Here is a 3,754-nt window from a genome sequence, read left to right as displayed (position 1 = left end):
CGGCACGTGCACCGTGGGTCCCCTGCCGCCGCCCTGTCACGCCGACACGCCCGCCCCCGTCCCACCTGGTACGGACCTGTCTGACGGGATCTCAAATGACGGACCCGCGGCGGCAATTGTTCGGTCGGAGTTTGCGCGCGCCCTCTGGTGTAGACCACTTTCCACTGCCAGGCTGTGGCCCGCCGTGCGCAAGAAGCGTGCGTTCCCGTGTCGTTCCAAGGAGAAAACGTGCTCAGAGCGGGAGTACGCAGTAAACCCTTCCGACCCAGAGCCGTCGCGGCAGCGGCGGCTTCCTTGTTGCTCCTCGGGGCCCCCGCGGCCGTCGGCCAGGAGCGGCCCGCCGCGACCGGCTCCGCCGGTCCCGCATCCGTGCCCGCCGGCGAGGGCATGGACATCGCCTCCGTCTCCCGGCCCGTCGCCCCCGGGATGGAACTGACCTCCTTCGAGCGGCTGGAGACCGACAAGTGGCTCAAGGCCGACGCGCTCAGCGTCGACCTGGGGGCCGGCACCCGCGTCGACTACCTCGGCGGCAAGGTCTCCGAGCGCGCCCCCGTCTCCAGGCTGGCCGCCGAGCACGACCCCGGCCCCGGCCGCACCACCGTGGCCGCCATCAACGCCGACTTCTTCGACATCAACGAGACCGGCGCCCCCCTCGGCCCCGGCGTCGAGGAGGGCCGCCCCACGCACTCGCCCGCGCCCGGCGTCTCCGAGGCGGTCGGCGTCGGCGCGGACCAGGCGGGCCGCGTGCTCGACCTGTACTTCGACGGCAGCCTCACCCTCCCCGACGGCACGCACCCCCTCGGCGGCCACAACGCCGCCAACGTCCCCGCGGACGGCATCGGCGCGTACAACGCCCAGTGGGGCGAGGCCGACCGGGCCCTCACGGTCGACGGCGCCACCGAGGTCACCGAGGTCGCCGTGCGGGACGGCAAGGTCGCCGAGGTGACCGCCGGGCCCGGGAAGGGCGCGATAGCCGAAGGCACCACGGTGCTCGTCGGCCGCGACACCGGCGCCAAGGTCCTCGCCCAGCTCTCGCGGGGCGACGCGGTGCAGGTGGAGTACGACGTCCGCACCGACGACGGCGGCCCCGTGCCCCGTACCGCGGTCGGCGGGCGCGGCGTCCTCGTCGAGGACGGCGTGCCGCAGGACTGGGAGGGCCGGCCCAACAACACCGCCGCCCCCCGCACCGCGGTCGGCTTCTCCAAGGACGGCGGCACCATGCACGTGCTGACCGTCGACGGCCGCCAGGCGGACGCCGGCGGCGTCACGCTCACGCAGCTGGCCAGGATGATGGACGCCCTCGGCGCGTACGACGCGCTGAACCTCGACGGCGGCGGCTCCTCCACCCTCGTGGCCCGCGCGCCCGGCTCCGACGAGCGGTTCGTGGAGAACTCGCCGTCCGACGGCGAGGAGCGCGAGGTCCCCAACGGCCTGGCGTTCACCGCCCCCGGCGGCAGCGGCAAGCTCAAGGACTTCCGCGTCACCACCGCCGCGGACCCCGACCTCGCGCCCGGCGTCGACCCGGTGCCCGGCGGCCACCCCGACCGCGTCTTCCCGGGCCTGACCCGCGACCTCGACGCCGCCGGCTACGACGAGACGTACGGCCCCGCGACCGGCCGCCCGTCGTGGTCCAGCGACCGCGGCGACGTCGGCCGCGTCGACGGCGACGGTACGTTCACCGCCCGCCGCGGCGGCACCGCGAAGGTCACCGCCCGGCGCGGCGGCGCGTCCGGGAGCGTCGAACTGACCGTCCTGGACCGGCTGGAGCGGATCACGCCCACCAGCGAGCGCGTCGGCCTCGCCGACCCGCGGGACGAGGCGGTGTTCGGCATCGTCGGCCGCGACGCCCACGGCGCGAGCGCACCCGTCGACCCCGCGGACGTACGCCTCGACTACGACCGCGCGCTGTTCGACATCGCCCCGGACGCGCGCAGCGGCGGCTTCACCGTACGCGCCCGCACCACCGAGCCGACGGCATCCGGCGTCCTCAAAGCGACCGTGCAGGGCAAGGCCACGCACGTCGCGCTGACCGTCGGGCTCACCGAAACGGAGCTGGCGGACTTCGAGGACGCGGCCGACTGGACGTTCTCCACCGCCCGCGCCACCGGCTCGCTGGCCCCGGAGCCCGAGGGGCACACGGGCGCCGGGATGAAGATCACGTACGACTTCTCCCAGTCCACCGCCACCCGCGCCGCGTACGTCACGCCGCCGCAGCGCATCGACATCCCCGGCCAGCCGCTGAGCTTCGGGCTGTGGATCAAGGGCGACGGCAAGGGCGCCTGGCCGTCGCTCCAGCTCAAGGACGGCGCGGGCGCCGACCTGGTGCTGCGCGGCGACTACGTCACCTGGCAGGGCTGGAAGCAGGTCGTCTTCCAGGTCCCGGAGGGCACGCAGTACCCGCTGTCCGTCTTCCGCTTCTATCTCGCGGAGGCCAAGCCCGCCAGCCAGTACAGCAGCGAGGTCGTCATAGACGGACTGACCGCGCAGAGCCCGCCCGGGGTCGACCTGCCGCGCACCCCGGCCCACCGCGACCCGCTGATCGACTCCGGCGCCGAGACGGCGGACCGGGACTGGCGGTACGCGGTGATGTCCGACGCGCAGTTCGTCGCCCGCGAGCCGGACAGCCCGATCGTCAAGCAGACGCGGCGCACGCTGCGGGAGATCAGGGCGGCCCGGCCGGACTTCCTCGTCGTCAACGGCGACCTGGTCGACGAGGGTTCGCCCGAGGACCTGAAGTTCGCCCGCGGGATACTTCAGGAAGAGCTGGGCGACGCGGTCCCCTGGTACTACGTGCCGGGCAACCACGAGGTGATGGGCGGCTCGGTCGCCAACTTCGTCGCCGAGTTCGGCCCCGCGCAGCGGACGTTCGACCACAAGGGCACCCGCTTCCTGACCCTCGACACCTCCTCGCTGACGCTCCGCGGCGGCGGCTACGCGCAGATCGCCGAGCTGAAGCGGCAGTTGGAGGCGGCGGCGGAGGACCCGTCGGTGCGCTCGGCGACCGTCGTCCAGCACGTCCCGCCGCGCGATCCGACCGCGCAGCGCGCCAGCCAGCTCAGCGACCGCAAGGAGGCGCGGGTGCTGGAGGGCTGGCTCGCGGACTTCCGGGCCCGTACGGGCAAGGGCGCGGCGTTCGTCGGCGGACACGTCGGCACGTTCCACGCCGAGCACGTCGACGGGGTGCCGTACCTGATCAACGGCAACTCCGGGAAGGCCCCGGCCACCCCGCCCGGCGAGGGCGGGTTCTCCGGCTGGTCGCTGATCGGCGTCGACGCGGTGTCGCGCGGCGAGCAGCAGCAGGCGCGGAACGCGCCGTACCGCGGGCTGCCCGACTGGGTCTCCGTGCAGACCCGGCCGCACGTGGACGGGCTCACGGTGACCGCGCCCGAGGAGGTCCGCGCGGGCCGCTCGGCCGCGGCGACGGCTTCCCTCGCGCAGGGCGCGCGGCAGGTGCCGGTGGCCTGGCCGGTCAGCGCGGACTGGTCGGGTACGGACCGGCTGCACATCGGGCCGCCGCGCTCGGCGGACCGGGGCGACATCGCGGCGTACGACCCGGCCACCGGCGAGGTGACGGGGCTGCGGCCGGGGACGGTCACCCTGACGGTGACGGTCAACGGCGTCACCGAGGGGGACCGGGTGACGGTCACCCGCTAGCGCGGCGAGCGGTCGCGGGGCCCGCCAGGTCCCCGCGACCGCACCGCCGCCGCCCGGGCCTGCCGACCCGTAAGAGACCGACCGGGAGAGGCGGGAGCCA

At 74.8% G+C, this 3,754-nt stretch carries 1 protein-coding gene; it reads left to right on the top strand.

What is annotated here, in order from left to right:
• The first annotated feature begins 387 nt into the window (after window positions 1-387).
• Entirely contained in the window at window positions 388-3,654 is a 3,267-nt protein-coding gene (locus tag H5J30_RS21570; protein ID WP_181789037.1) for a phosphodiester glycosidase family protein, read from the top strand.
• The last annotated feature ends 100 nt before the right edge of the window (window positions 3,655-3,754 follow it).

This window comes from Streptomyces phytophilus (assembly GCF_013870535.1).
GTDB classification, from domain to species: domain Bacteria; phylum Actinomycetota; class Actinomycetes; order Streptomycetales; family Streptomycetaceae; genus Streptomyces; species Streptomyces phytophilus.
This window is presented reverse-complemented; position numbering and strand designations above follow the sequence as displayed.